Annotated in this window: 18 protein-coding genes; 12 read left to right on the forward strand and 6 right to left on the reverse strand. The window is 61.6% G+C overall.

The features are described 5' to 3' along the window. Positions 1–105: 105 nt before the first annotated feature. From ACXJJ8_RS06145 to ACXJJ8_RS06155, 3 genes are all read right to left on the reverse strand, one after another. A complete protein-coding gene (locus tag ACXJJ8_RS06145) occupies positions 106–1,332 on the reverse strand; it encodes an endonuclease domain-containing protein (protein WP_499027721.1) in 1,227 nt (408 codons plus the stop codon). A gap of 179 nt (positions 1,333–1,511) precedes the next feature. Next, positions 1,512–3,392: an ATP-dependent nuclease gene (locus tag ACXJJ8_RS06150; RefSeq protein ID WP_499027723.1), complete on the reverse strand. Its 1,881-nt coding sequence runs from the start codon at positions 3,390–3,392 to the stop codon at positions 1,512–1,514. 123 nt (positions 3,393–3,515) lie between these two features. Then, the gene (locus ACXJJ8_RS06155; protein WP_499027726.1) at positions 3,516–4,349 is read right to left on the reverse strand and encodes a helix-turn-helix transcriptional regulator; all 834 of its coding nucleotides are present in this window, start codon (positions 4,347–4,349) and stop codon (positions 3,516–3,518) included. Positions 4,350–4,438: 89 nt separating this feature from the next. Between ACXJJ8_RS06155 and ACXJJ8_RS06160 the strand changes: the two genes are divergently transcribed. From ACXJJ8_RS06160 to ACXJJ8_RS06215, 12 genes are all read left to right on the forward strand, one after another. Further along, entirely contained in the window at positions 4,439–5,869 is a 1,431-nt protein-coding gene (locus ACXJJ8_RS06160; RefSeq protein ID WP_499027728.1) for a Wadjet anti-phage system protein JetA family protein, read from the forward strand. After that, positions 5,869–6,480, forward strand: a complete 612-nt coding sequence (locus tag ACXJJ8_RS06165; RefSeq protein WP_499027731.1) for a DUF4194 domain-containing protein — start codon at positions 5,869–5,871, stop codon at positions 6,478–6,480. Before ACXJJ8_RS06160 ends, ACXJJ8_RS06165 begins: the two co-directional genes overlap by 1 nt. Then, a complete protein-coding gene (locus ACXJJ8_RS06170; RefSeq protein WP_499027734.1) occupies positions 6,467–9,883 on the forward strand; it encodes an SbcC/MukB-like Walker B domain-containing protein in 3,417 nt (1,138 codons plus the stop codon). Before ACXJJ8_RS06165 ends, ACXJJ8_RS06170 begins: the two co-directional genes overlap by 14 nt. Before the next feature lie 40 nt (positions 9,884–9,923). Beyond that, positions 9,924–11,108, forward strand: coding sequence for a Wadjet anti-phage system protein JetD domain-containing protein (locus tag ACXJJ8_RS06175; protein ID WP_499027738.1), 1,185 nt, complete (start codon positions 9,924–9,926; stop codon positions 11,106–11,108). Next, positions 11,098–13,656 carry a DUF8426 domain-containing protein gene (locus ACXJJ8_RS06180; protein WP_499027742.1) on the forward strand — a complete coding sequence of 853 codons (2,559 nt, stop codon included), beginning with the start codon at positions 11,098–11,100 and terminating at the stop codon, positions 13,654–13,656. The genes ACXJJ8_RS06175 and ACXJJ8_RS06180 overlap by 11 nt, the downstream gene beginning before the upstream one ends. Before the next feature lie 8 nt (positions 13,657–13,664). Beyond that, complete coding sequence (locus ACXJJ8_RS06185) at positions 13,665–14,933, forward strand: McrC family protein (RefSeq protein ID WP_499027745.1); 1,269 nt, start codon at positions 13,665–13,667, stop codon at positions 14,931–14,933. Positions 14,934–15,278: 345 nt separating this feature from the next. Next, positions 15,279–16,235: a DUF932 domain-containing protein gene (locus ACXJJ8_RS06190; protein ID WP_499027748.1), complete on the forward strand. Its 957-nt coding sequence runs from the start codon at positions 15,279–15,281 to the stop codon at positions 16,233–16,235. 13 nt (positions 16,236–16,248) lie between these two features. Further along, positions 16,249–16,569 carry a hypothetical protein gene (locus ACXJJ8_RS06195; protein WP_499027750.1) on the forward strand — a complete coding sequence of 107 codons (321 nt, stop codon included), beginning with the start codon at positions 16,249–16,251 and terminating at the stop codon, positions 16,567–16,569. Between the two features lie 67 nt (positions 16,570–16,636). After that, complete coding sequence (locus tag ACXJJ8_RS06200; RefSeq protein WP_499027752.1) at positions 16,637–17,611, forward strand: YqaJ viral recombinase family nuclease; 975 nt, start codon at positions 16,637–16,639, stop codon at positions 17,609–17,611. A gap of 16 nt (positions 17,612–17,627) precedes the next feature. Further along, the gene (locus tag ACXJJ8_RS06205; RefSeq protein ID WP_499027755.1) at positions 17,628–18,530 is read left to right on the forward strand and encodes a recombination directionality factor; all 903 of its coding nucleotides are present in this window, start codon (positions 17,628–17,630) and stop codon (positions 18,528–18,530) included. Then, entirely contained in the window at positions 18,527–18,763 is a 237-nt protein-coding gene (locus ACXJJ8_RS06210) for a hypothetical protein (RefSeq protein WP_499027758.1), read from the forward strand. The genes ACXJJ8_RS06205 and ACXJJ8_RS06210 overlap by 4 nt, the downstream gene beginning before the upstream one ends. Positions 18,764–18,852: 89 nt before the next feature. Beyond that, positions 18,853–19,035 (forward strand): hypothetical protein, encoded by a 183-nt coding sequence (locus ACXJJ8_RS06215; RefSeq protein ID WP_499027760.1) that lies wholly within the window; start codon positions 18,853–18,855, stop codon positions 19,033–19,035. 295 nt (positions 19,036–19,330) lie between these two features. On the opposite strand, the gene ACXJJ8_RS06220 is transcribed toward ACXJJ8_RS06215, so the two are convergent. From ACXJJ8_RS06220 to pglZ, 3 genes are all read right to left on the reverse strand, one after another. Next, a complete protein-coding gene (locus ACXJJ8_RS06220) occupies positions 19,331–20,080 on the reverse strand; it encodes a MobA/MobL family protein (RefSeq protein ID WP_499027762.1) in 750 nt (249 codons plus the stop codon). Positions 20,081–20,323: 243 nt separating this feature from the next. Then, the gene (gene brxL, locus ACXJJ8_RS06225; protein WP_499027765.1) at positions 20,324–22,390 is read right to left on the reverse strand and encodes a protease Lon-related BREX system protein BrxL; all 2,067 of its coding nucleotides are present in this window, start codon (positions 22,388–22,390) and stop codon (positions 20,324–20,326) included. Beyond that, entirely contained in the window at positions 22,380–25,001 is a 2,622-nt protein-coding gene (gene pglZ, locus ACXJJ8_RS06230; protein ID WP_499027767.1) for a BREX-1 system phosphatase PglZ type A, read from the reverse strand. Before pglZ ends, brxL begins: the two co-directional genes overlap by 11 nt. Between the last annotated feature and the right edge of the window lie 2 nt (positions 25,002–25,003).

A 25,003-nucleotide genomic window follows, 5' to 3' on the forward strand; every position in this document is an offset into this window, starting at 1 on the left:
TCAGCTCAGACCGGAACTTGTGATCAAGCCGATCGGTACGCGCAGCCAACGAGGGGCCATGAAGCCGAACGGGTAGCTGGTGCGTCAGGGCAGCACCAGCATGACTCAGCTGCCTCGCTGAGCTCGGACTGCACGCCATTCCGCTATGAGCTTCTGAGCCTCTTCCAGACGGAAAGCTTTCTCTATAGCGGGATCAAGTGGAGGGTCAGATTCGCCGGGAAATCTGAAATTGGCGGGTGACGCGTGCATCGCATCATTTCGCCGTTTCTGCGCTTCGCGCTGGGCTTGCCGACGTCCTTCGATTCGCTTGCCCAGCTCGACACCAAACTCGCCGTCGGTTTTCCATATTTCATTGATGGCCATCTCCACTTCAAACTCAGCGTGAAGCCTAGTCGTCGCCTCCTCTTTCTCCCGCTTCTTTCGCTCCTCGTCCTCTCGGACCCATCGATGCATGTTGCGAAAGCCATCGTCGAGGACTGCAGAGGCCGATGCGATCCGCGCTCGTGGCGTGGGGTTGCTCTTGGGAGCCTTGGGCAGGAGGGCCGGCAGATTCGCCAACGCCTCACGCACGCGCCGCGCGGTCTCGGCGGGGTTGCTGAGGACGACCTTTGCCGGTATCCGAAGAACAGTGAACCCACGCGAGACCATGTACGCGTCGCGTTCGGCGTCCTGTGCCTTCGCTTCCGGGGAGGAGTGGTAGGCCGCCCCATCGACTTCCACGATCAGGCGCTCGCCCACCATGAAGTCGGCGCGATAGGGCGGGATCAGCACCTGCAGGAGCAGGACGGTGTCGCCTTTGCGTAGCTGGCCCTTGACCGGCACCAGGCCGAAGGCATTGATCATCGTGTGGAGAAACGCCTCTTCCGCCGGCGATTCGCAGTCCTTCAGCCAGTAGGCGCGCCAGTTCGCATCTGACGAAGTGATTCCGGCTCTCGGATCGTCGTCTTCGAGGGCCTTTTCGTTGCGCAGCGCGATTTCGCCCAAGACGCTGAACGCAAAGAACGCCGCTGGGATGAAGAGCAGCGGGAACACGAACCCCAGCAGGCCCAGCACGATGGCCGCCAGCGCGCGCACTGGAGCCGGCCACTGCTTGGACTCGACTTCCTTGCGTTCCGGCAGTCGGGTGTAGGTGGGCTCGTCGAGCGGTGTTGCGCCGAAGTCCATCGATGCAGGCGGTTTCACCGGCTGGGCGGAGTGCCCGGGGGCCACTCGCAGGGCCACCTCGTCCGCCCTGGCCACCGGCGGATCGATCGCGGCCTTGGCCAGGTCCCGGCCGAGCGTAATGAATATGCCGCCCTTGGAGCCCGGCTCGCCGCTCTCAGATTCCGTCATAACGCCCCTGTGGTGCCTCTTTCTGCAAGGGCGCCCTGCAAACCAGCGCCGCCACGCTGCCCGCCTGATTATGCATGCCGATCCTAGTGCGTCGCCATTCTGGTCAGCCTAGGCCCGCTTCCGACCCATAGTCACCACGCAGAGGAAGGTGTCAGCAGCTTTGCCTGTCCCTTGCATGACTACTTCCCCTCTGCCTTCGCCAGGATCTGCATGAGCATCTCCGGCACTGTTCCCTCGGCCATGAGGGTGGCTGTCCGGTATGCAAGTTGATTCTTTGCGAGAGTGATACCTGCCCCAGTTTCGACCTTGTTGCAGGCCGTGATCCACGCGCTCCAGTTGGCTGACAGAAACGATTCAAGGTGATCCTCAAAGATCGCGACCTCCTGGGCAACGATGGCAGAGGGAAAATCCTCTTCGGTTCGGCCAAAGTATTTCAGCGCCGCGCGATTCGCCGCTACATGACTCCTCCGCTCTTCGTCGATCTTGTCTTGGGGCTTCCCATTGTCCCTCGCGCGTGTTTCAAACCCGCCATCCGCATCGAAGAGCGCAAAGACAGGGATACCGATCGACGTCAGGATCGCGTGCGCCAGCAGGATCAAAGTCTTGCCTCCTGCGGGGACGATGGAGATGCCGGCAGCCTCAAGCGAACCCACAGAGGTCTTGTCACCAATTCCGTAAAAGACTGACGACTCTGTTGTGCCTTCCACGATGAAGGCGCGATGCGCGAATAGCGCCACGGCAAGCTGATTCGCCACGATGCCATCGAGTCCGCGATCTACAGCGTCGGCGTTCATTACCTCATTTAGCTTCGCCTTGACGTCGGCAACAGTTGCGAAGTGGACAGTGACCACAGGGGTCTCGTCGGATGACCTCGTCAGTCGTCTAACTTGATCGAAGTGTCGAGCCTCAAGGAAGTAAGGGCTATGAGTCGCATAGGTCACCTGGATGCGCTTTCCGGCGTCCTCGGCAAGTGACCTCAGTACCTTTGCAAAGGTCTGGGCCTGAATCGGGTGCTGATAGAGCTCCGGTTCCTCGATTGCCAGGCAGATAGCACCCTCTGCCGACGCGGCACCCGATTGCGCTAGAAGTTGGAGCGCCGAGATCAGAAGCGTGCGCTGAAATCCGTGCCCCTGTCGCTCCACAGCGGTCTCGGTTGTGCCATCGAGCACGGCCACATCGAATGTGGTTCGAGGTGCCTTTAGTTGCACCTCGGCAGGAGCAACTGTGACAGCCCGACCAGGCGAATAGGACGTGACGACCTCATTGAGCCGCGTCGTCACGGACTCGAGCTGCGCCTTGAACTTCTCCTCGTAGACCTTTTGTTGCTTCGCGCGCGACTCCTCGACGATCTGCGCAATCGCCTCATCGGCGGCAGTGCGATCGACTGAACGCTCAAGGATTCGACCGATGATGCTTGATCTCCCGTCGATCGACTCCTCGCTCGCCCGCAAGTCGGCAGTGACCAAGACGAAGTCAAAAAGGCCGCTCATCTTGCCGCCGCTGTTGAAGCCGAAGAAGTTGGTCTGCAGGGGCTCTGGCGCTTCAATGAGTTGCTCGGTGTGACCGGCCTCCCAGGTCGTCATGGCTTGGTTGGCAGCGTCGACACTGGCCCAGGCTGGGAGACCAAGCGATGGGTCTGAGGTTCGTAGCTCGTTGTAAGCGGACTTCTTTTCAGCAGCCGATCCCTTCCCGCGGATCGCGTTGAACGGCGCGTAGCTCTTCGAGTTCGCAGATAGGCTCTCAGTCCCGTCTGGGCTGCGACGCTTCCAAGCGGTGAAAGTTGTGACCCCAGTTGGGGCGTACTTGCCAAGTTCTTCACGATCCCTGTCGGTGATGTCAGCGAATGTGATCTGAACCTCGATGTTCTCGTCAATCGCACCGAAAGAGCAGTCCTTCTCCGTCAGACAACCAGGCTTCCCGTTGAAGTACCAATCAATGGCACGAAGCACAGTTGACTTGCCGGCGCCGTTCGGTCCAATGAAAGTCGTGACGGAGTCAAAGGGGATCGTCACATCCTTCAGAGTGCGGAAGTTCTTGATACGAACGGATTGAATCTTCATTCGGGTCTTGGGTCCTTGTGCCTTCGCCAAAGATCGAGTCGCGAGCGCCGACTCGCTGCGCGTAAACAAGAGGTTTCTCGCCTGAGCGACGCGATGAGAGGCGCTTCAACTAAGTGCCGCAGCCTATAGCAGAGCTCCTGGTGGAAGTTCGCTTGGCTCATGCACCGCGAGAATGAAGTCTGGTGGGAGCTGCCTGCTGGTATCGATCGCCGCCCTGTACGCGTGGACAAGGTACTTGGACACGGGAAGGCGGACTTCGAAAACCCGCGCAACGGTGCCCGCCATGTACTCATCGCGAACGAGTTGGGCCTGGGCAGCACTCAAGTGTGGGTGCGGGATCAAACGAAGCGTTATCAGCGTGTCCCACACCTGGTCTTCCTCTGCTCCTGGCAGCAGCGAATACGCAGGATCGTCTACTCGGCTGATCCGGCCGAGGTTGAAGTCACGAAACTCCTTGGCCCTGTCGCAGTACGCGCGAACGTGCCAGCGCGGTCCGGCTTGGATGAGAGCGTGGGGCCGGATCGTGCGCTCGTGTGCTTCTGGATTGTTGAGCGATCGATACTCGATCCGGATCTGCTTGCCCTCGCGAATCGCGGTGTGGGTTCGAGAGAACGGCCCGTGCTGGATATGCGTGGCGTGCTGTTGGGCCGAGACGAGCTCGACGCCCGCGCGCAGTCCACGTAAGGCGAGCGTGCCCACTAGGGCTTCGTACTCACTGAATCGACCATCCGTGAGCTGCGGGCGCGCGTACGGCGTGACGACGTACGCTCGGGCGCCGGTGTCGTACTGGCAGTTGTCGGGTACCAGATCGGCGTAAGCAGCCATGTCGCGACTGAGGACGGTGCCGTGGACGTCGAAGATCTCGGCCAGACGCGGTCGGGAGACCTGGCCCTCCCATAGCAGCAGAATCTCGACTGCTTTCAGACGTTCTTGGTGGCCGCGGGGGGTCTTTGCCATGGCGCCGACGTGGGCTGGGTTTCCGGTAGCATAAAAGTATCGGACGTTTTATGCTACCGATGCCGTGGCCGGGGACCCGAGGCTCCAAATTGGACCAGGAAGCTGTCGCACCGCTGTTCGATCGACTGCCGGAAGGCATCTTCCGGCCCTTGGGCGTGGCTAACAGCCGCCACTACTGGGACGTTCTATCGAGGGTGATGTCGACGCTCTGGGGCGACGACGGTCGCGCCCCGGGCGAGGAGGTGTCCAAGACCGTGGTGGTTCGAGTCATCGAGTCGTGCATCGTGGCCGATGATCCCTGGGACGGCGAGCTGCAGACCCCAGTGGGGGTGCTCAGCCACATGATCTTCAAGACGCTTTCCGAAGCGGGATGGTTCTCGGTGCGGCGCCGCGGCCTCGTCGATATGGTCACAGTGAAGCCGCGGATCGGCATGCTGTTCACGATGCTCAACGAGTTCGCCCGGCAGGAGCCCGAGTACATCGGCGGCCAGGTGCGATCGATTCTGCTCAACCTGCGCTCGGTCACCGAGGACAGCAGCGATCCCAATGCCTGCAGCGCCTACCAAACCGCTGCCAAGCAGGCCCGGCAGTGCATGGCGCACATCGTAAACACCGGGTGCCGCGTGCAGGACCTGATGGACAGCCTGGTGGAATTAGAGTCCGCACGCGACTTCGTCCATGGCTTCTTCACCGACTTCGTCGAGCGGGTGTACATCGCCGACTACAGCGAGCTACGGACCCGCAACCATCCCCTGCAGTACCGCGGCCAGATCATCGAAAAGACTTACGCGCTGCAGGATGACGACGCTTCGCGTGAGCGACTGGTCACCTGGTACGTCGAACACATCGGCAAGGGGGACCGGGAGCGCGGGGAGGCTGCCTACCGGCGTGATACCCACCAACTGCTGCGCCTGAACAACATCGAGGATCACCTCGCCCGGCTCGACGAGGAGATCAACATCGCCAACCAGCGGGCGCTGGCGCTGATCGAGTACAAGTTGCGCGCCCCGAAACACCTGGACAAGCTCATCAGCCGGGCGTGCATCGCGCTGGCGGAGATGGAAGAAGATCACCCCGCCCTACCGGGCGACGCCGGCGGCGTGCACTGGTCGGCGCTCGCGCTTGCCAAGCCTCGCAAGCCGCCCAGGGAGCAGGTGGCCACCGCAGTCGAGGCGATCGAGCTATCGGATGAGGAGCTGGCGATGGAGTGGCTGCGCCGGCGCATGGTCGAGAACCGCAAGGTCACCGCGGTGCAGCTGGCCAACTATGTCGCGCGGATGCTCGACGACAAGCAGCGGGTGGACTCAGACGCTCTCGAGGTCGAATCGATCAACGACCTGTGCTGCTACCAGCGCCTGCTGCTGATCGCTTCGCGTGACGACGGGCCTCTGCAGTTACGTCGGCACGACCCCGTCATGCAGATGCTGCGCGGGATTCGGGTGCGATTCGAGGATGAGCACATGACGAACAACGAATACATGACCCATCGACGCTTTGTCGTCGAACGCGAGAGAGCGTGATGGCCAACTGGGAACGACTGGCGGCACAGAGCAACGGGATCTACGAGGAGCACGATTACCAGCAGGCAGCCTATCGGCTGATGATGGAGCAGGTGATCTACGCCGGCGACCGCGGCGGGCGCTTGCCCTATGAACTGGTGACCCGCCACCTGGGGCCTTTCCGCGACGTGTTCGAGCAGTTCGGGATGACGATCACCCATAACTCGCACCACGGCTACGTCGTCGCAGTCCCGCGCCACGCCTTTGGTGCCCGCATGCGGCTGGAGGAGACACGGCTGGCGCTGCTGCTGCGACGGGTCTACGACGACCGGATCAACGCGGTCGACATTGTGGACGGGGAGGCCTTCGTCACTCTCGAGGAACTGGAGCAACTCTACAAAGACCTGCTGGGCCGTCAGCTCCCCGACCGCGGCGAGATGCGAGATCTCGTTCGCTCACTCAAGCGGAACGGCATGGCCCGCGAGATCGAAGCGGCAGACGACCAACCCTTCCAGATCGTCATCCGCCCGGCGATCACCGACATCCTGGGCCAGACCGCACTGCTGCAGATAGCGGCCTACGGCGTCGACCCCGAAGTCGTCGAAGAGGAGGCCGATGATGAAGCAGCTTGAGTCGATTGGTCTGGTCCAGTACTTCCTCTATACCCGGCAGGATCTCGATGTCGGTTGGAACACGGCTTTCCTCGGGCCCAACGGTACCGGGAAGACGGCACTCCTCGATGCACTGCAGATCGTGCTGCTCGGCGTCGATCGCAACCGGATCCACTTCAACGCCTCGAGCGAAGGCAAGCGCCGGGCCCGCAGCCTTCGCGACTACTGCCTCGGCGTGTACGGACAGCGGCCGAGCGACGTGTGCCGGGACTCGGCCAACACGTACATCAACCTCGTGTTCCGCGATCCCGATACCGGTGTGGCGGTAACCGCCGGCGCCGCCCTGTCGGCGACTCTGGACAGCCAGGATCACACCTTCCACAGCCTCTACATCCTGCCCGGCGTCGCGCTGCGTACCGAGCAGATGATCGAGGTGCAGGGCGGAAAGGAGATGGTGTTGCCCTGGCGACGGATGCAGCACGAACTCGCTGATCGGTGCAGGGCGGTTGGTACGTCGCCGGTGTTCACCATCAACGGCGAGGAGTTCTCCCGCCAGTTGTTTGGTGCGCATCTGGCCGAGCGCGGCGAGTCGCCGAACTATCGGGCGATCCGCACGGCGTTCGCTCGATCGCTCAAGCTCAACCGCGACGTCGATGATCTCAACGACACCCTGCGGAGCCATCTGATCGAGGCGCGACCGACCAATGTCACCCAGTTCCGGGCCCGGCTGGATCAGTTCCGAGAGATTCAGCGCACCATCCAGGAGCTCGCCGCGCGCCTGGCCGAGGCCGAGGCCGTCGAGAAGCAGTACCGCGCGGTCAGGCAGCACTTCGTCAAGGCGGCGAACTTCGGATATCTGAAGGCCGTGTACCTGTCGGAACGGCTCGGCGAGCAGGTAGGCGAGGCGACTGACAGCATTGAGGATCTTGAAGGGCGGCAGGCCGCGGCAGAGGCGGCGCTGAGTAAGGCAAAGGTTGACGCCGCGGAAGCACACAAGCGGCTGGTCATCGCGCAGGTGGCGCTGAACCAGGATCCCGAGTTTCTTCGCCAACTCGGCAGCCGGACGGAGCTGGCCAAGGGTCGCGAGGGACTGGACGGGCTGCGAGCGGTGTTCGTGGACGATGTGGGCCGGCTGGGCGGCGCCGTGCGGCGCTTGGTGGGCAACAAGGATCTGGCCGGCGTGCAGGGAGAGGGTGCGAAGGCACTTGAGCATTTGTCCGCACTGGCTCAACTCGCGCGGCGAGAAGAAGAGATCCAGCCCGAGGACATCCTGGTGGTGGCCAACGCCATCGGCGCGCTGCACAAGGCGGTCGACGCCGTGCGGATGGATCTGGTCCAGCAGTCGGTCGAGGCGGACCGAACGTTGACTTTGGCTAAAGGCGACGTCGCTCGGGCCGGCTCGGGTCGCGCGCCGCTCCGGCGCGAAGTGGCAGGTCTACAGGCGCTGCTTGAGGACGCCGACATCCGTACCACGCCCGTGTGCGACTTGGTCGAGGTCAAGGATCCGGAGTGGCAGCCCGCGATCGAGGCATACCTCGGGCGAAACGTCGATGCCCTGCTGGTCCACGACCCGGCGCAGGAGACGGCTGCGATCGATATCTATCGGCGCAACCGCCGTGACATCTACGCCGCCAAACTCGCACTGAGTACCCGCACGCGCCCATGGCAGGCCCCCGGTGGCGGCAGGTATGCCGCCCAGCTGATCGCCGGTGACGACAAGGGGGCGCTGCGCTTCCTGCAGGGCGAGCTGGGCAAGGTGGAGTTGGTAGACAGCAGCGAGCAACTGCGCGTGGGCCGCAAGGCCCTTTCGCGCGACGGCATGGTCAGTTCCGGAGGTGGCGTCGACCGCCTGCGCCTGTCGACGGGAGCGGGCCTGCGCATCGGCGGGGTCAGCAACGATGAGCAGCTTCGGGCGGCCCGCGAGGCACTGCGAAAGGCGGATGAGCACCACGAAGCAGTCAGGCACCGGCTGCAGCTGGTGGCGGACATTGGCCAGGCGCTGGCGTCGACTGGCGACAGCGACACCGTCCAAAAGCGCCTTCAGTCGACCGTCGGCCAAATCGTGAACCAGCAGGCGGCGATCAACCAGGCGGAGATGATCGTCGAGGCGGGCACTTCCGGCGGGGTAGTCGCGCTGGAGACCGCTGCCATGGTGGCGGCCGATGAGCACGACGCAAAGGACAAGGCCAAGACCGCAGCCTCCAACGAGTTGACGAGGATCGGATCGGTTTTGGGTGGCATGCGTGGGCAGCTCGATCGCCTCGCGCGCGAACAAGCCGAAGCCCGGGAGGCGGAGTCGGCCGCACGCCATAACCCGCTGTGCGACCTCAACGCGGCCGAGGAACTTCGACAGGTAGTGGATGCCAAGACCGACGAGGATGCGGCCGCCGCGATCGACGAGTGCAACAAGCAGCACGAGGACAGCACCGGCAAGGGCAACAACGCCAACATCAAGGCGTGGGGCCTTATGACCACCTACTTGGCCAACTACCAGCTCGAGAACCACGAGATCCGCGATCAGGATTGGCAGCAGGCCCAGTCCATGATCCATGGCGAGATCAAGCGGATGTCCGAATTGGAACTGGTCGAGAAGAAGGACGAGGCCGACCGTGCGTATGCGGCCGCGGTCGACGTTTTCCGGTCGGACGTGGCGCATACATTGCTCAATGGCTTCGATGCGATTGAGGAGCAGATCAAGGGACTGAACCGGATCCTGGACAAGGCGCCGGAGTTCACCAACGGCGAGCGGTATCAGTTCAAGGCCACCAAGGTCGACCAGCACCGGAAGCTCTACGAGTTCCTGCAACGCGTGCGGGAGATGGGCGAGAGCGAGGCCACGCTGTTTGGCGGCTCCGGTCCGATCCCTGAGGAGTTTCGGCTGCTGGTGGAAGGCGACGGCAAGGGCTCGCCGCTGCAACTGGAGAACAGTCCGCTCAATGACCATCGGTTGTTCTTCAGCTACGACGTCGACATCTACGCCGGCGGCGAGTTGAAGGGGAAGCTCAGCAAGCGGTTCGGGCCCGGCTCCGGCGGCGAGCACCGCACGCCGCTCTACGTCATCTTCGGTGCCGCGCTGGCCGCCGCGTTCGGCAAACCGGCGGGCACACCAGGGTGCGGCGGGTTGATCATGTTGGACGAGGCGTTCGAGAAGATGGATGCCCAGAACGTGCGCGCGACTGCCGAGTACCTCAATGCCCTCGGACTGCAGATGGTCATCGCCGGCCCGGAATCCGACCAGGCAAAGATGTCGTCGTTCCTCGACGTGTATTGGGACATGGCGCGGTTCGGATCGAAGCGGATCCAGCTGTTCCGCAACGAGGTGAAGCCGGCTGCCCGGGAGTTGCTAGCCAGCGACATCGTCGCCGTGCATCCGGAACTGATGGAGGAGGCCTTGGCCGAGGTTGCGGAGCCCGGAGGTGGCTGAGGGGCGGCGGCCGGTGCTGTGTGTGTGGGTGGAGACCGTCTTGCGCGAGCAGTTGCAGCGCGGCGAACGGAAGCGGGTAACCGGATCCACGGCTGCCCCGCAGAAATCAAACCTCATGCCCACCAATTCGATCTACTGGCGACAGAGCTTCGACGAGCGCATGCGTGGCCACGAGCAGATCCAGAGTGCGGTCAGGCGAGGCGCGGTGGTGGCGGGTTGGGGCGACCAAGGCGGCGAGGATCGACCGCTGGAGTGGGTGCGCGTGCGCGACGTGGATCTGCTGGCCGACCTGCTGGGCCTGAGCACGAACGTGGATCAGCTGCAGGCCGCCAAGGAGGGGCTGACTTCTTGGCTGGAGCGCTATCCGCGCCTGAGCGACGTGCTAGAGGCGTGGGCCGCGCTGCGCCGAGTGCGTGCTTTGGGAGCAGACTCCTGGCACTCGTGGCGAGATGCCCTGCACGTGCTCGATGCCTTGGCAGCCAGGTCCGGGGAGGATCAGGTCATCCGTGTCCTCAGTGGACGCCTGTTCTCGGATACGAAGCGGATCGAACAACTGCTACCGCAACTCGACGTGCTGTCCGGGGAAGGGCTGGCAAGTCGACCACGTGGCAAGTGGGAGGTGCTCAAGACGCTCGGCTTGGTCAAGCAGCCGCTACCGCTAATGGTCGCTGGGGCAGGCACCATCCTGATGCAGCAGGGGCCTGATTGCACAATCGCGCGGCCCTACGTCGGCGTGGCGCCGCGGAACGTGCGTGGTCTGGCGGCTTCGCCAGCATGGGTACTGACGATTGAGAACCTGACGACGTTCCATCTGGTCGCTGAGGCGATAACGGGCAGAACGGATGGACTGGTCGTGTTCACCGGTGGCATGCCATCGCCGGCATGGGTTGCTGGTTTTCGTCGACTGACCGATACGCTCTCGCAATCAGCGACGTTCTACCACTGGGGAGATATCGACGTCGGTGGTTTTCGGATTGCGGCTCGCTTGCGGGAGGTTGCGGTGCCGGAAGACGCGTCGATGCAACCATGGCTCATGGATGCAACAACACTTGTCGGTGGACGAGACGTGTCTGATTCGATACGCGATGCCATGAGATCAGCGGCGGTCAGTGCGGGATGGTCAATGCTCCAGGAAATGCCAGCAGTGACCTTGGAACAAGAATTGCTCGAAGTGAAGTTGCCCGACACCACAAGAACGAAAGGGAAGTCACCTGATGGCGAGTAAGTTCACTTGGATTCCCGTGTTCAAGGCAGTGGCTGCCTGGCTGGTCGATTACGAGGGTCGCCAGCCGGAGCTGGTTGAAATTCTCAAAGAAGTTGGCATTGATGCCGGTCTCGACGACAAAGACGAGACCGGAAATACGATCTCTTTGCAGGAGATTGATCCGTTCACCTTCTTCTGCATGTTTACGAAGTATCGCGTTGAGAAGCGGAAGCGGCTGTTCGCCAAACTTATTGAAGTGGTCGGACTAGACGTGCCGCCGCCATCCGACTTTGATGGCGTCCCGACCGCCAATGCCATGAAGGTGTGGATGTTCCCTTCTAAGGCAAACCGCCAGGACTGGATGATCCCCACGCTCTGGAAGCTGTTCAAACAAAGTAAGGCAGAACTTGACCCGGATACGTTCGCACGGGCGCTGCAGGTTCCAAATACCGGATTTGCGAAGCTTACCGAGGCGTTGTTCTACGTGGACCCCGATCGCTATTTCCCGATCGACGGGCAGACCCGTCCATGGCTTGAGGAAGCGGGCGTTCCCATTCCAAAAGGAACACTGTCCGCATACATGAGCGCCCTGGACGAAGTGCGCAAGCGTTCAAGTAAGCCGTTCGCACTGTTGTCCCATGACGCATGGGAGAAGAATCAGGCAACGCCCTTTGACGCTCAGGTAGCAATGGATTACCTGGACAACCGCTTTCCAGGTACCTACAGCGGCACATCTCACATCGCCGCCTATCGCACGCCGACAGGACGGCAATTGGCCTTCGATCCAGGCACCAGTCCGGTCAAGAAATCCGCATTGCAGGTATTCCTCAATGCGCGCCCTCCGCACTTTCAGGACGATCAGGTGGGCGAGTATCCGCCGGCGAAAAGTCGAAACCATCATCTGGGCAGCCACGCACCGCATCTGGCTGCCGGACAGCAGGCCTACACCGTACGCGTGTCTTCATTGCCGGAGTTGGTCGAACTCTGCGACTGGTACGAATCGAAGCCGCTGACACCCTCAACCGCCGACTTACCGACTTCCAGGCCTGTCATGACCGTCCAGCCACTGAACCAAATCCTCTACGGTCCGCCGGGCACCGGCAAGACCTACGCCACCATCAACAAAGCGCTGGCAATACTCGACCCCGATTTCGCTTCAAAGCATGCGAATGATCGTGCCGCAATGAAGTCACGGTATGACGAACTGGTGGCCGAACACCGAATTCGATTTGTTACCTTCCATCAAAGCTTCAGCTACGAAGATTTCGTCGAAGGCCTGCGCGCTGATAGCGAAGGTGGAACCTTGCAATACCGGGTGGAGCCAGGCGTCTTCCGAAGCATCTGCGACGACGCTCGCGGATCAGCCCAGGTCGCCTCTGATATCGGTGTTAGAGAGGATGCGCGCATCTGGAAGATCTCTATCGATGGCACGGTAGTCCCCAGTCAGACGCGCAACTACTGCTTCACTCATGGCGAGGCCCGAATCGGCTGGAGCGCGGTGGGCGATCTGAAGAGCGAGCACCTGGTCGAGGTCCCTGCTTATGCCAGTCTTGGCACCAACGACCGCAGCTCCTTGCGAGACTTTTCGCAGGAGATCGAGCCTGGCGATGTTCTGCTCTGCATCGGATCAGAGGAGCAGTTCCAAGCCGTCGGTGTCGTCCAAGGCGGGTACGAGTATCAGGCGACGCCGCCTGCTGGCGTGCGTCCCGACTACGTCAATATGCTGCCGGTTCGCTGGCTGGCTACCGGTCTCTCACTCGACATCCGTCCACTCAACGGCGGGCGCAAGTTCACCTTGAAGACCGTGTATGAGCTTGGGCGCTTCGGCTGGCCAGAGCTCGCTGACTATCTGGAGACTTCCTCCGTCAAGCTGGACGGCGCCGCGCCAGCGCAGGAGTCCAAGGGGCTGCCGCACGTGCTCATCATCGACGAGATCAACCGCGGCAATATTTCGCGCGTGTTTGGTGAGCTGATCACCTTGATCGAACCTTCTAAGCGGAAGGGGACGGAAGAAGCGCTCGAAGTCATTCTTCCGTATTCCAAAAAGAAGTTCAGCGTTCCGAACAACGTCTACCTGGTCGGCACCATGAACACCGCCGACAGGTCCCTAGCCGGTCTGGACATCGCCTTGCGCCGTCGCTTCAAGTTTGAAGAAATGTCGCCACGACCTGACGCCTTGGCTGGCAAGAACGTTGCCGGTATCGATCTGCAGGATCTGCTGCTCGCCATGAATCGTCGTATCGAGATTCTGCTGGGACGAGACTACCTGTTGGGACATGCCTACTTCCTTGAGATCGACAATCTCGCCGGGTTGTCTGACGTGTTCCGCCGGCAGGTACTGCCCCTGCTGCAGGAGTACTTCTTCGAGGATTGGCAGCGCATCGCCTGGGTTATGAACGACCAGGCCAAACCGGACGACGCCCACAAGTTCCTGATCAAGGAAGTCGCAAGCCTAGGCGATGTCTTTGGTGCGGGAGTGGATCTTCCGCAAGGCAACGATTTGTGGCGCATCAATGACAAGGCTTTCGACAAGCCCGAAAGCTACGTCGGCATCCTCAACGCCGACTGATCATCCAGATGCACGCTGTTACCGTCCGCGAATACGCTCGGATCACGACCGGGCCAATGATCGGCGCCAATGGGCTGGACCAGGCTACGGTGTCCGAAACGGCCTTCGATTGGCTGTGCAAGGAAAGCGAGCGCCTGCGCGAAGCCGGCGCGGGGCTGGTCCAATTTGAGGGACGACGCTGGCTGCGCCTGGACAACTACGTTGGCGTGCTCGAGGCGCCAGACGGGACCCGCATCGAGATACTGCCCAAGACCTTTGATGAAGGGGATGACGCCACCCAGGCAAGACGCTTGTTGCAAAGGATGCTTCAGCGCTGCCTGCATCTAGAGCCGCGCATCAGCGCGCCGACCGGACTGCAGGTCTTTGACGGCCCGCTGACCGAATGGGTGATTCACCAGTTCCTGACGGCCCTGGACACACTGGTCAAGCGTGGTCTGCGCTTCGAGTATCACGCTATTGAGGAGGAGCGCCGGTTTCTTCGTGGCCGCTTGCTCGTCGGTCGGCAACTGCGACAACCACCGGGGCGCGCCCACTATTTCCAGGTGGAACACGAAATCTTCGACGCCGATCGTCCAGAGAATCGCCTTCTCCGCTCGGCACTGGACAAGGTGTGCAAGCAAGCCAAGGAGGCAGGCAACAAGAGGCTGGCTTACGAACTGGCCCACCAGTTGCTCGAGATCCCGCCAAGCCGGGATTTCGCGAAGGATTTCGCCCAGTGGCGAAGCGATCGATTGACGGCGCACTACCGACCGGTGCGCCCATGGTGCTCGCTCATTCTCAACGAGCAGAACCCGTTGACGGTCCTGGGGGACTGGACCGGCAACAGCTTGCTGTTCCCGATGGAACAGGTGTTCGAATCCTATGTCGAGGTTTGCCTCCGCTGCGAACTGCGTCCGGGTCAAACGCTCAAGGCACAGGCCGCCAGCCAGTATCTTGCGACGCACAACGAAAAACCGTGGTTCCAGCTCAGACCGGATTTCCTACTCCTCGAAGGCGGCACCTCAACGGTTCTGGATACCAAGTGGAAGCGCCTTGATGCAAGCAAGGGCAACACAGAAGACAAGTATGGTCTGTCTCAGGCCGACTTCTACCAGCTCTACGCCTATGGTCAGAAGTACCTCGGCGGCCGCGGGCGGCTTGTGCTGCTCTATCCACAGACTGCAACTTTCCGTGAGTCGTTGTCGCCGTTCTTCTTCAATGATCAGCTGCGGCTGGATGTTGTGCCGTTTGACTTGACCTCAGGGCAGTTGGTCGGTGGGATGCCTAGCTCTAGCTAGGCACAGCGCCATTGTCGTCTCGTGGCGCGTCTGACGCTTACAGCAATCAAGCGAGACTGAAACGAATTTCAAACCTATATCACCCACTCGAAGCCGGTGGAGTACCGCTTCGCGCTTAGACGCACCGCTCGATGCGTCCTAACCGGGTGACTGATGTGATGAGAGGCAAGTTCGACGCGATCTACTGCATTTTGGTTGTGGCCGCCGCTGTTCTTGTCGGCATTGTCAAATGCACGACATGCCGCCCACGAGGCCCCTGATCCAATCCACTTCTGGCATCCCCCACAAGGCCCGGCATTGCGCCGGGCCTTGTGCGTTTATGCCCACAACGAATGAGGAACAGCAATGCACTTGGTTGAAACCATGGCTTACGCCGGCGAACGCCCGTGGCACGGGCTGGGCAACAAGCTGGCCCAACAGCAGCCTATCGAGGTCTGGAAGAGGCAAGCCGGGATGGACTGGACTGTCGAGGAATCAGAGGTTCGCTACATCACTGGCGGCAACGGCGTTGGCGTCATCAATGCCTTCCCGGAACAGAAGGTGCTTTACCGCTCTGATACCAAGGCGCCGCTCGCCGTGGTCTCCCGGCGCTTCCAGGTGGTGCAGCCGGGCGAAGTGCTGGAGTTCTACCGCGACCTGACCGCCAACAACGGATTTGAGCTGGAGACCGCCGGTGTGCTCCGCGAAGGTCGCAAGTTCTGGGCGCTGGCGCGTACCGGCCAGAGCACGACCCTCAAGGGCCGGGACAAGGTCGACGGCTATCTACTGCTGGCCACCGCCTGTGATGGCACGCTGGCAACCACCGCACAGTTCACATCCGTACGGATGGTCTGCAACAACACCCTGCAGATCGCGCTTGGCGATCGCAATGGGGCGATCAAGGTGCCCCATCGCAGCCTCTTCGATGCGGATGCCGTGAAGCGCCAGTTGGGCATCACGGTGTCGTCCTGGGATGGCTTCGTCGCCCGGATGAAGGCACTGTGCGAAAGACCGCTGGATCCGGATTCCGCCGAAGGTCTGCTGCGTCGGGTGCTCACCTACGCTGGCCCGGAGGGCAAGCGTGCCGTGGTCAACGAGCAGGCGTTGGCCAGCGTCCGCTCCCTGTACGACGGCGGCGGGCGAGGTGCGCTGATGGCATCCAGCCGAGGTACGGCCTGGGGCCTGCTCAACAGCGTCACCGAGTACGTCGACCACAATCGCAGGGCTCGTAGCGAAGACCACCGCCGGGACGCGGCCTGGTTCGGGCAGGGCGCCCAGATCAAGCAGCGGGCGTGGGACGAGGTTATGAAGTTGGTGGCGTGAGCCGGTGGACGCTATGCCCATCGACTCACTCGATATCGCCTACATCGCCATCGGTGCCAAGCAGGCGCTCGCAGACTGCGACGCCCTATCTGATGCCCTGCCTGCATTCGAGGGGGAGCTCGGTTACATCCAGGCCTGCATTGACCACGCAGGCATGCTGGATCGCGTATGGCGGGAGTCGGCGGAGACATTCCCGGGCGCCTGGTGCTACGAGGTGGCCGAGCCATTCGGCTACGGCTTCGGGAAGCATCTGCTACATGGCGGTAGGTCGACGGATGCGGAACGCATCCTTCGCGCCATCGTTGGCGGATGCATGGAGCACGCGATCACGTAGTGCGGCGGAACTTCGCAACGACACAAAGCCCGGCCACTTGGCCGGGCTTTTTACTTCTGGAGGATCCATGAAAGAACGACACACGGCCCTTCGCCTGGTCGAGACGAAGGGGCTCGACCGGGAGGACTGGCTGGAAGTGCGCAAGGGCGGCATCGGCAGTTCGGATGCTTCTGCCGCGATCGGCCTCAACCCCTACAAGAGCCCGCTCGAACTGTGGATGGAAAAGACCGGTCGCACGATTGCCAACGAGGAGCACGCGGGCTTTGACGACCCCAAGTATTGGGGCACGTTGCTGGAGCCCTTCGTCGCCGTTGCCTACCAGCAGAAGACCGAACGACGGGTCCGCAAGGTCAACGCGGTGCTTCAGCACCCGACCTTCCCCTTCATGCTGGCCAATATCGATCGGGAAGTGGTCGGCTGCCCCGACGTCCAGATTCTGGAGTGCAAGACTGCCGGGGAGTTCGGCTCCCGCCTGTGGCGGGACGGCGTGCCGGAATACGTGCAGATTCAGGTCCAGCACCAGCTGGCGGTAACCGGCAAGGCGGCTGCCGATGTCGCGGTCCTGCTATGCGGCCAGCAACTGGAGGTCTTCCGCATCCGCCGGGACGAGGACGTGATCGGCCGGCTGATCGTCCTGGAAGCCCGGTTCTGGGAGCACGTCGAGACCGATACCCCGCCCCCCGCCGATGGCAGCGAGTCCTCGGCTCGAGCCCTGCGGCAGCTGTATCCGGGCGGTGGCGACACCCTGGACTTCTCGGAGAGCCAGCACTTGTCCCAGGTGTTCGCGGACCTGCGCGCGCTCCGGATTGAGCTTGACGCCAAAGGCCAGCACGCCGAGGCGCTCAAGCAGGCGTTGCAGGAAGCCATGGGCGATGCCTCGCGTGCCGTGTTTGCCACCGGCGAAGTCACGTTCAAGCGGTCCAAAGACGGCAGCGCGCTCGATGCGAAGCGCTTGGCGAAGGACTACCCCGACATTGCGGCTCGCTACACGGTGCCACGCCCCGGCAGTCGCCGGTTCGTGGTCGTGGAGGACGCCGCCTGACTCATTGGAGAGCTACATGCTGAAAGGTCTTGCGATTACCCCGCCCGTGGTCGGGCGGATCTCGATCGGCCGCGTGATTGAGCGCAACGGCAAGCGGCTGCCGGAAAAGGACGACCAGTTCACCCTGACCAGCCAGGTGCAGAACCGGGATGGCTGGGTGCTGCATCCGCTGGACGAGCTGTTGCGCCGGGATGGCGGGGGCAAACTCCGCTCGATCCCGGTCCGACTGCTGTTCAACGACCCGTCGCTGAACCTGCGGGCCGACTACACCCTGTTCGACCGCAGTACTGGTCGCCCGGTGTGCGTCGGCAACGGCGAGAGCTGCCGCCGGCGCGGCGGGGAGGAGGGCATCGAGACCTTGCCCTGCGTCGGGCCGGACCTGTGCCGATTCGCCGAAGGCGAGTGCAAGGCCTACGCCCGCTTCAATGTGGTGATTGGCGACGGCGAGGAGGATGCCCTGGGCAGCTTCGTGCTGCGGACGACCTCGTTCAACACGATCCGGACGCTTGCAGCCAGGTTGCAGTACTTCAGCGCAGTCTCGGGCGGGCGGTTGGCCTGCATGCCACTGGAACTCAAGCTCCGGGGGAAGAGCACGGCGATGAGTCATCGCACGGCGATCTATTACGTCGACCTGGTCGCACGAACGGGGATGACGCTCGAGCAGGCGATTGCCGAGGCGCAGGTGAAGGACGCGCAACGCAAGGACAGTGGGTTTGACCAGGATGCGCTGGATGAAGCCGCCCGGCGCGGTTTCGCCAATGGCGCGTTCGAGGAGCTGGACGAGGACGTGCCGGCGGTGGCCGAGGAGTTCTACCCCGAGGCAGGCGGCGCGGGTCCGGTGACGGGAGCAGCGGAGGAGCGGCCTGCCAGGCTCAGTGATCGGCTGCAGGACAAGGTCGCCCGCATAGGCAGTGGATGATCAACAACGAGGAGAAGATGATGTTCAAGCTAATTGGTGGTGCCGTCGTGTGCGGCTTTGCGCTGTATGGGTTGGCGATATACCTGGACCGGACAAACGTGAAAGTGGTGTTCAACTTGGGTGATGCCCGGGAGGCGGCCAAGGCGGCAGACATTACTGCCGATGCGGACGCAGCGGATGCCAGCGATCCGACAGCGGTAGTTGGGTCGGATGCCGTGCCCACTGCTGCCTGACACTTGCGGAACGACAACGTGGGAGGTTCGCCGAAGGGACGCGCAAGCGTCCCTTCGGCGTTGTGGAACACGCAAAGGGAGTAATGACGATGCAATCGAATCTGGCCTTGTACGTGCGCAGCCGGACCCGCCTTTATGAACCGGCCACGTCGGAACAGGTGCTGCAGGCCGCGCAACTGATCGTGGATGCACGCATGCATGCAACGCGGCATGTCGTTCAGCGATACGAACGCGGCCTGCGACTTCTTTCGGGACAAACTGGGCAGCAGTGAACGCGAGGTATTCGCCGCGGCCATGCTAGGGGAGTCGAACCCAGGCAGACGCGACGACCAGTGTGTCGCGAAATGACGGTCACGGGACGATGGCTTGACCTAATGAATGACAATGGCGTGCCCGGGTGAGCGCTTCGGTGCTGCCCGCGCTACTCCATGCCGTTTTTTTTTGGCTTCCGCGGTTGGAAATCATGTTATTCATGCTATTCGTGGCACGAATAACATGGAATGCACTGGGCGCCGCCAGTCCAACGGGGACCATGCGGGCGATTGCGAGAACCAACAGGGAGCAGCCTCAAGTGCATCGTTCCGCGCGCGTTGCGCCGCCATGCGATCCCATGTTCCCGCGATGCTTCTCGAGGTAGGACTCGCGTTCCTCCGGTGTCATTTTCCGAATTCGTGCCGGTCCAAGGTAACGCTCGGGGTCTCGTTGGATGCCGCGCTGCCGGAGCGTGCGATGGTCGACACTAAGAGCGTGCCCGTACTTGGCTAGGGAGGCATTGATTTCGTCGGCTGCCGCCTTCCGTTGGGCAATGGCATGGTTACGTATGGCTAAGGGCGTCTTGCCGCCGCTGTCCTTTCGGCAACCACCTTTCTCTGGGTGCTTCACGTTGGGGCGTCGGAACATCTGTTCCGGAGGGCGCTCAATGCCGTCCGGAAGGCGGTCACAGATGACGAGGTGGATGTGCGGGTTCAGCTCACCCTGCAGCGAGGAACGTGACATGTGCAGCGCAAACTGGAATGGTTTTGGCCCAGCCAAACGTCGCGCTTCGTTCCACGCGAGCTCCTTGAGTTGGTCGATCGTCAGTACGTTTGGCAGGGAAATCGTGAAGGAACGAAAAGTCGACCCATTCTTACGTTCGTATCGGTCGGATGCCTTCCAGAGCAAGAGGGGTTGGTCTTTGGCGAAGGCCGGCATGTTGCCGTGGCCGGTCGCCACCAGGTCGTCGCGGGCTGCGTAGCACCCTTCGCGGGTGATGTAGGCCAAGTGGTCCGCGGCAGCGCCGTGCTTACCGCTCCGAATGCCGAAGTGCAGAGATTCCATGGGTTGACCCTTTCTTTGGTGCATGAAAAAAGCCAGCGAGGGTGGCCTCGCTGGCTCGGTGGTGGTTGTGATGCAGTTTGACGTGTGAGTAGGAAACGGTTAGTGCACGTCGGCTATTCCGTCCTAGTTCTTAGGAGCGATAACAACCTGTGTGCTCTCACCTGCGTGTTCAATCAATTCCGCCTCATACAGTACTGAGATGGATGTAATTATTTCCAAGAGCGCCAGACACATGCCTGCTTGCTAATCAACGCCCAACGCCTTGAACACGGCGTCTACAGGGTCCGAATAGAAGCTGGTCTGGAACTTGGCAAACAGTTCTCCAGGCACCGACGGAATATCGCCAACGCTGCTCATCGGCAGCAGGATTCGCTTTGCACCTGCGTCGAACGCAACCTGCATGGATTCTGCGAGATTGCGTGCAGGGCTAATGGTTCCTCCCAGCGACATGTCGCCCAGGACCACCATCTGACTCTGGACTGAGCGCCCGAGTCCTGCCGAACAAAGCGCGATAAAGCTCGATAGGGTCATCGCTTCAGGCGCGCCGATGTTCTGGAGCTCGACAAGGTGGAGATGGAAATCATGCTCGCTAGGTTTGATTGACGCACTGACGCGGCCGGCATGCGCCTTGAAATAGTCGAAGCCAACACGCACCGATTCCTTGGCCGCAGAACCTGAGATCGACAGCTTGCCGTTGCCAGCCATGGTCTGGATCTCCAGCCGGTAAACTCCAGGCATCCCGGCAGGCCCCATCGTGATTGTGTACAACGTACCGGGGGCACTACCGCCTTCTGGGATCAACCCGCCGCCGCCCTGTTCGGGAACGGCAATGAATCGTTCCTCGCGATTCTCCAGGTCGATATAGGAGAAGTGGACGTCATAAAACTCCATGCCTCCGATCTTCTTAAGCTGCTCCTTGATCCGGCGTCGCGTCTCAAGCGCGTACTCTAGGCACTGGCGCACCTGCTCCTTGTTGTATTCGCCGTGCGGGCATAGCAGTTTCAGAAGACCTGACACCGTGCGGCGCACCGCGATCGTGTCGCGTTGGTTAAGGTTGTTGCCCAGCTTGAAGTACCGGTCTATCGCGTCCGAGAAACTGTGCTTACGCATCTCGCGCAAGTACTCGGCCAGGTAGTCCACAATCAGACCGAATTGATTGGTGAAGAATTCCGGCCGCATCTTAGGAATTTCCCAGCCCGGGACATAGGCGTGGAAGCGGTCGAAGAATGCGGAATCGATCATTGCCTCCGGGAATGGCGCCAGCAGGTGCGAAGTCTTGACCAGCGACTCGACGCTCTGATTGATGTTGCCGATAAAGACCATCGATGCGTTGGCGTTAATCGCTTCGCGCCCGCGACTGAAGGAACCGGATGCCATGTAGTCCTTCATGATCTGCACTCCATCATGGTCCTTGAAGCGGATGCCGGCCACCTCATCGAACGCGACCACATCCCAAAGGCCCACCAAGCCAACGGTACGGGCACCCATGTTGTAGAACAGGTTGGCCACCGTCGTCTGGCCGCCGGAGACCAGGATGCAGTTGGGGCTGATCTCCTTGAAGATGTGGCTCTTGCCGGTGCCGCGTGGGCCGAGCTCGCAGTAGTTGTAGTTGTTCTCGACTAGGGGAATCATGCGCGTCAGCAGATGCCACTTGGCGCGCCGTTCGAAGCTGGTCGGCTCCATGCCCGTCGAACGGAGCAGCACGTCGATCCACTGCTCATCGGTGAAAGCCTTGCGTCCATCGAACAAGGCCTGCATGTCCATGTTCGGCATCTGAATAGGTTTCAGATCCTCGACGACAAAGGGCGAGCCCTTCTGGTTGTCCTCGTACAAGTAACGCAGCGTCACGATGCACCAGATACCACCTGCCAGCAGCTTCTCGAACTCACGCACGAAACGATGCGAGATCTCGGCGTTCTTTACGCTAAGGTTGGACAGCAGCGCCTCGTAGACATCGCGCTTGTCGTTGAGCTTGACCGTGACCTTGTCGATGATGCGGTAGGTGCCGCTCTCGCGGATCTTCGACTTGACCTTCTCTGCTTCGTCTGGCCGCACATAATTCTCGCTGAGCACCCGCTTGACCGTGGTCAGACCGGCCTGGATCGTGGCCTCGTCGTCGGATGCGCAATACATGCCCAGCAGATACTCCAAGACATAGACCGGGACGTTCGCGCCCTCCTTGATTAGCTTGGTCAGGTCTTTGCGCACCACCTTGCCGCTGAAATGGCGGTTCAGCAGCGTGTCCAAGTCATGCGAAGCGTGCAGGTCGCCCGTCGCACTGGCCATTTCGATTGAAGTTTCAGAAGTCATTGGAAAACGCCAGGTCGATTCGCAGTGGGGCTCGCAGTACTTCGATGTTGGTCTTCGCATCGCGCCCGACCAGGTAGTAGTCCTTGAGACGGTCGTAATGGCCGGATCGGATCGTCAGAATCACCTGTTTGACGCGCTCACTCAGGACGGCCGAAGCGCTGTCAAATGTCACGGTGGCTTCGTCGCTGATCAGCGTGTCACCATCCCGCAGAGATACCTTCAGCGTTCGCGCCAGCACTTGGCTGCCAGTGGCCTCGGTCTGGATCAGGTCGAACTTCTGCGTATTGGTCACTATCTTGTTCGAAAGACCCATCAGGCTCACATCAACAACGCGCGTGCGCCCCTTCGCGGACTCGGACTCGCGCACCGTGATCAGCGGGACGATCACTTCCTGTGGCATCGCCGAGCCATGCACGAAGCGTGCACCGCCCGCAAAGTGGAACCGCATTGCACCTTTTGGCAACCAGAAGTCCACACTCCCCTCATTCGGCTCGGTGCGCGCCGTCGTCCTAGTCGATCCAGCCCACACAGCTGGATTAGCGGGCAAGTTGCGCCCAATCAGGTAACGCTTCTTAGCGCGCAGCGTTCCGGCGGGCTTCTCGGTCAAAGCGGCCTTGCTGGCGTGATCCAGTGGCGACTCCTGGTAGAGGAAGCCGTGATCGGCCGTCACCAGCACAGTTGATCCGTTCAAACTGTTGATGATGTAAGAGATGATCCGGTTGAGCTCGATCACCGTCTGCGCCACCGCATCGAAGGTCTTGCCTTCCGACCCCTGCTTGTCACCGGTCATGTCGATCAAGTCGTGATAGACGTATATCACGCGGTGATCGCCCACCAGCTCGCGTCCCTTGGTCTTGCCAAGCTCCAGCAGGTCCGCGGCACGCACGGCGATGCCGTCATAGCGCCCCAGCTGTGCATTGCGAGCCTCAAGCGTAGCGGCAGGTTGCCCGTCGACTAGCACGTCCAGGCTGTCCCCGCCCTTGTAGGCCAGCGAGTGATGTGGCAACAGCGCGGCCATGCCGAGCGACGTGTAACTGGGCAGCACGCTCAGCATTGCGTCCAGCTCGGCGACAAACCGGTTTTTGGCATTGATGTCACGCGTCAGCTCCTCGCCCGCCTCGTAGCGAAAGGCATCCGAAATGAGGACGAAGACGCGCTTCGTCGTGTTGAGCAGTGCGGCGACCCGGTTATCGAAGAACTGGTTCTGTGGCACCAGGCCATACACACGCCACGTCTCCAATAGCCCGCCGGCACCCTCCAGAACGCTGGCCCACGCCGAAGACACCGTGGGCACGAACCATCCGGAATAACCGGCTTCGATCAGCTCGTTCAGTTCGTGCAGCACGCTCCAACCCATTGGCTCCACTTGGCTTGAGGCGTAGTGAAAGTAGCGATACAGCTGATCGAAGCGATATAGCTCGGCGCGGTAGGCCTGGACCGCTTCGCCTGCGCCGGCGAAGCTGATTCCCGCGGTATGACGTTCCTTGAGCTCAAAGAACCCTGCCGCCGCCTCCAGCGCCGAGTAACAGCTGGCAATTGCGCGGACCTCGTCGTTGTCGGTGGCTAGGCGCATATCGGCCCAGTGGCCATCGCGTCGGCGATCGATGATCGGCTGAATCGCCGCCAGTGCAGCGCCGCCCAGCTGCATCACCCGGCCTTTTAGGTCGTGAATGATGCGCCGCTCCACTTGGGCGAAGGTCATGCACTCCAACAGCACCTCGGCCGGGTAGTCGGCGATCAATGCGTTAATCCGCAACTCGTCGGCAATCGCTGCCGATAGGTCGGTATAGGCGCGATAGCGGTTCAGGTCACTGCGCCAGCGACCTGCAATGACTGAGGCGTTGCCAGCGAGCAGCTTCTGGGGCAGCTGCAGATGCGCCAGTGCGGCGGGGACGTCCGAAGCCAGGCTCCGGGCAAAATCGGTGACCAACACCCGGCGCAGCAAGTCCGCCAGGCTAGGTGCAGTGGCGTCATAGCCAAACGATTCCTGCATCAGCTGCCAGAACGCTTCCTCCAGTCCATAGCCCTGCAACTCGCTCCAGGCCTTGGGCGGATCCCCAATCCCGTGACGCCCCTCCAACCACAGGCCGTGCATCAGGTGCATTGCCAAGGACAAGGCATCGGCCTCGTCGCTGCGCAGGGTGACTGCAATCATCTTGCGGTCGATGTCTGCTTCGCCATCCGTTGGCTGCAGCAGTCGCTTCAGCTTTTGGCGTCGCGCTTCAGCTGCCAGAAACTTCCCGCGTACGCGAAGGTGCGACCCAAGCGCCGCATTGCTTAGCCCCAGTTCGTCCAGACGGACCGAGGTCAGGTCTGCGCGGAACGGCTGCGAGCGCAGGCGGATGTCTAGCAGCCAGTCGGACGCAGGGTCGGGTTCGGCCTTGTTGCTGTACAACAGGAATCGGCCCGAGGGGTTCGCTTCAATGTGTCGCTTAGTCGCCAATGAGGGCGCTGCATCGAGGCGAATCATCTCCACGTCGAAGCCGAGGTCAAGCCCATCCAGCACGTCGGCAAACTCGCCGTCCACGTCATGCCAGAACACGATGGGTCCGGCCAAGAATCGCGCGGACAGTGCTTCGGAAATCCAAGGCGATTTCGACTCGGCGGCCATGG

The organism is Lysobacter sp. P5_C4, from assembly GCF_054049695.1.